Origin of the sequence: Corynebacterium sp. AOP40-9SA-29 (assembly GCF_052377405.1) — a bacterium.
In the GTDB taxonomy this organism is placed as follows: domain Bacteria; phylum Actinomycetota; class Actinomycetes; order Mycobacteriales; family Mycobacteriaceae; genus Corynebacterium.
On the sequence record NZ_JBQSWR010000019.1, the window covers coordinates 1 to 3451 of the forward strand.

A 3451-nucleotide genomic window follows, 5' to 3' on the forward strand; every position below is an offset into this window, starting at 1 on the left:
CCCCACGAGGTTTCCTCGGTGAGCTCACGTAGCGGCGGGGTGTACAGGCGCGGGGCCGTTGCTCCCACCACCGCCATGCGTCACCAGTCCTCGTCGTCGTCCTCGCCGTCGAGGCCGAGGTTCTTCCGCCCCTCCGGGTTCAGCCCCAGCGACGTCAGGATCTTGTGCAGCGTCGGCATCGGCACGCACGAGGCCCGGTGGATCATCTCTGGGTTCCCCGAGTCCACGGCGGTGTCGATGACGTCGGCGAGTTCGTAGGCCAGGGCGATGTCTCCGGCGTCGGTGTCTTCCAGGTGGTCGGCCAGCTCGATGGAGCGGCGCACGGCCGCGCGCATGCGGCTGGTGACCGGCTCGGTGCCGGCGACCTCGTAGGCCGGTTCGATGTCGGGCATGCCGACCTCCTCTCTGTGGGGTGACCCCTCTTTCCGCGCGCGACCCCCCTTCGGTTTCGGAGAGAGAGGCCACTCCACCCCATGTCACCGGCCGTCGGATTTCGGTCTCGTGATTTTTGCCCCCCTCCCCTGCGGGGCTTCACAGGTGCGGCACGGGGGTGGGGCTTCACGGGTGCGGCACGGCTGCGGCGCGGGCGGCTACCAGGCGCGGGTCTGCGGGCCGATCGGCAGGGGCACGGCACGCGGGCCACGGGAGCGGTTGCACGAGCAGTGAGACGGGCGAAGATTATCCCAGTCGAGGGCGAGTTCCGGGGCGACGGTGCGCGGGATGACGTGGTCGGGCTCGAAGGCCTCGGAGGTCTGGGCCGCGGCGTCGTAGTCGATGGGCTGGTGACACAGCCAGCAGACCAGGCCGAGCTCTCGGCTGTGTGCCTTGTACCTCCGGGCGAGATCTTTACCTGCCCGGTCGCTCCATTGGTCAGCCATCGGCGCGGTCGGGCACGACGAGGACGGAGTCCCAGCAGCCACGGTTGTAGATGGCGATGATGCGGGTGTCCTTGTCGGAGACGATCAGCAGTCCGTTGTCCTCGGCGAACTCGTCGGTACCTTGGTACACGTCGTTGTTGCCAGCGAAGTTTGGGTTCGAGGTGATGACCTTCACTGCCATGGTGTCTCCTCTGCTTGGTGGGGGTGGGGACTGATGCAGATCGACACCAGCCGCGTGTGTGCGTGGCTGGTGCCTCACTGGACTAATCCCCACAATCAGACCGGACTACCGCCCGTGCATGACTGAACCCCGGTCCAGTCCCTGTCGCCCTGTGAGGGGAGAAAGACTGGCCGGGGTCAGTTCACGCTACGCAAAGCGTAACACAGGTTTGGACAGGTCACCTCACCACCTGGTCAAGCGCCGCGCGTTCGTAGACGTTCTCCCCTGCGATCACGCGAATGGGGCGAATGCCCTTGCGCTCCAGGCGCTTGTGCATCGCCTGCGGGGTGCACCCCACAGCCGTGGCGAGTTCGGCCACCGTGGGGTAGTCACTGACCTTGCCGGTGTTGGGCTCCGGCGGGTGCAACCTCTCCCCCAATTGTCGGGCGAGGTCGGCGAGTTCGTCGACGGCGTCGTCGGCCCACGGCATGGCGAGGAGGGTATCGCGGTGTCGGGCGAGCCACGCGACCCACACGTTGAGCGGTTGTCCGACGGGCAGGCCGGTGCGGTGCCCGTCTTTCTGCAGGGCGGTGCACCACCCGCGGATGATCGGCGCGACGTCTTCGATGATGTAGTCCAGGTCGACGATCGAGCACGGGGGTTTGCCCTTGGGTCCGACCGGCGCAGCCCCCGCGTTGGAGGACGCGGCGGCGGGGTACGCGCTGTCGTGCAGGTCATCCTCGATCGCGGCGCAGTAGCCGGCGAGGCGCTGGAGGATGGTGCGCAATTCGTCCGGTGTCGTCATTCGCGGCTCCTAGTCGGTTAGTCCCGCTCGGTGGCGGGGCTCTGGTTGATGAGGCTGATGGCGGCGTGTCCTGTCGGGAGCAGGGTTTTCATCACCCACTCGCCGGGCAATGGCCCTCCGGCGTACGCGCTCGGGTTGTACACCCACTCGGGCTTCCACTCGTAGATCGCCCATGCTCCGATGCCTGGCCGATAGCGGATGCGGTACCAGGGCTGGGGTCGGGGATCAGGGATAGAGGGCAGGTAAACGCCGGTGACGAAGGGATCCTCGGTGGGGGTCTCGACCCCGCCGATGGTTCCGGCGACGTGCGGACCTGCGCTCGGCTCGGGTCGCAGCCGGTGGCGCTTGCGTGCCCGCTGCTCGCGCCACTCGGTGAGGAGGTAGAAGCCCCACACGCACGCGGCTCCAGCAAGGATGCCGAGCAGCCCGCTGATCGTGCCGCTCACTCCCCTGCCTCCTCTACTCGTTCGGCCTTGTCTGCCATATCTGCGGCGATGTCACGGACGCACCATTTCTCGACGTCCTCAAGGGACACACGACCTAATGTGAGGAAGTCCTGGTGGATGGTCCTGGTCATGGAGCGCTTCTCGTGGCCGAGGTTGGTGGCGACCTCCATAACCACGCAAGCGCCGATCTCGTGGGTGCGAGTGGTTACGGTGTACTTCGGCCACTGGGGAGTAGGCAGTTCCTGGTCGAGGAGATGTTCCACTTCTTGGTAGGTCATCCCCAGGTTAAGAAGTACGTGTTCGACTTCGAATCGATGCGGGATCATTTTCTGGTGCTCCTCGGCATAGTTGGCTGCGGCGAGCAGAGCAAGGGCGACTGCTTTCATTCGGACGGGGTCGGCACCGCGGCGGAGGTACTCGTCGATCCCGTGGCAGCCCATGCAGAGTTGGCCGTGCTCGTCTTCATCCAGCCACATCTCGGTGTGTGGGTCGTCGGACAATTTCCATACCAGCGCCCCGTCGTTGTCCCGGACCCCGGCGGGAAGGTCGGGCATGAGGCGACCGGCAGCGTCCAGGGCTTCGACGATGTCGTGGACGGAGGGATCGTCGCCGCCGCGCACTACGTTCCATTCGAGGTCGTCCACTACCTGAATCCCGTCGTCGATGTAGGTCATGCTGTCTCCTCGGGGTTGAGCCCTGAGATGTTCACCGGCCGGATGAGAGTCACGTCGGCGTCGGTGCGCCACCTCATGGTCCCGTTGTGCACACGGAGTAGGCACCACGGCTGTTTTCGGTCGTCCGGGTCACAGCGCAGGCCCAGGCACAGCCCCTGGTCGTCACGCACAAGCCACGGTTCGCCTGCGGGCACGTCGGCGGGGTCTGGCAGGGCGGGAGTGCTCCCTGCGTCCGGGAGGACGACCGTGTCACGGGGGACGCCGTTGAGTTCGAGAAGTTGCTGCTGGCGGGCGACCTGGGCGGTCAGCCGTTCCACCTCGGCGCGGGCCTCGTCGCGCTCGCGGATCGCCTGGTGGTATTCACCGGCGTACGACTCTGCCTGGCGGGTGCGCTCCTCCATCTCTTCCACACGATCAGCGAGGGAGCCGATCTGGTGCTTCAGCTTGGACTCCACCGGCAGCCCGGACACCGCCTCCCGCAGTTCGTC

Annotated in this window: 7 protein-coding genes; all 7 read right to left on the minus strand. The window is 66.5% G+C overall.

Features of this window, described 5'->3' with window-relative positions:
- Nucleotides 1–80: 80 nt before the first annotated feature.
- Nucleotides 81–392 (minus strand): terminase small subunit, encoded by a 312-nt coding sequence (locus ACT3SZ_RS16330; protein WP_444620399.1) that lies wholly within the window; start codon nt 390–392, stop codon nt 81–83.
- Between the two features lie 198 nt (nt 393–590).
- Nucleotides 591–878 (minus strand): HNH endonuclease, encoded by a 288-nt coding sequence (locus tag ACT3SZ_RS16335; RefSeq protein WP_444620400.1) that lies wholly within the window; start codon nt 876–878, stop codon nt 591–593.
- The gene (locus ACT3SZ_RS16340; RefSeq protein WP_444620402.1) at nt 871–1059 is read right to left on the minus strand and encodes a hypothetical protein; all 189 of its coding nucleotides are present in this window, start codon (nt 1057–1059) and stop codon (nt 871–873) included. The genes ACT3SZ_RS16335 and ACT3SZ_RS16340 overlap by 8 nt, the downstream gene beginning before the upstream one ends.
- Nucleotides 1060–1276: 217 nt before the next feature.
- Entirely contained in the window at nt 1277–1843 is a 567-nt protein-coding gene (locus tag ACT3SZ_RS16345) for a hypothetical protein (RefSeq protein WP_444620404.1), read from the minus strand.
- 17 nt (nt 1844–1860) lie between these two features.
- Nucleotides 1861–2289 carry a hypothetical protein gene (locus ACT3SZ_RS16350; protein WP_444620405.1) on the minus strand — a complete coding sequence of 143 codons (429 nt, stop codon included), beginning with the start codon at nt 2287–2289 and terminating at the stop codon, nt 1861–1863.
- Nucleotides 2286–2963 (minus strand): hypothetical protein, encoded by a 678-nt coding sequence (locus tag ACT3SZ_RS16355; protein WP_444620406.1) that lies wholly within the window; start codon nt 2961–2963, stop codon nt 2286–2288. Before ACT3SZ_RS16355 ends, ACT3SZ_RS16350 begins: the two co-directional genes overlap by 4 nt.
- Nucleotides 2960–3451, minus strand: a 492-nt coding sequence (locus tag ACT3SZ_RS16360; RefSeq protein WP_444620408.1) for a hypothetical protein, incomplete at its 5' end; no start/stop codon positions are given. The genes ACT3SZ_RS16355 and ACT3SZ_RS16360, both read right to left, overlap by 4 nt.

Coding starts and splice junctions, on each gene's coding strand:
- ACT3SZ_RS16345 (WP_444620404.1), bottom strand. CDS start 1,843: ATGACGACACCGGACGAATTGCGCACCATCCTCCAGCGCCTCGCCGGC.
- ACT3SZ_RS16340 (WP_444620402.1), bottom strand. CDS start 1,059: ATGGCAGTGAAGGTCATCACCTCGAACCCAAACTTCGCTGGCAACAAC.
- ACT3SZ_RS16330 (WP_444620399.1), bottom strand. CDS start 392: ATGCCCGACATCGAACCGGCCTACGAGGTCGCCGGCACCGAGCCGGTC.
- ACT3SZ_RS16355 (WP_444620406.1), bottom strand. CDS start 2,963: ATGACCTACATCGACGACGGGATTCAGGTAGTGGACGACCTCGAATGG.
- ACT3SZ_RS16335 (WP_444620400.1), bottom strand. CDS start 878: ATGGCTGACCAATGGAGCGACCGGGCAGGTAAAGATCTCGCCCGGAGG.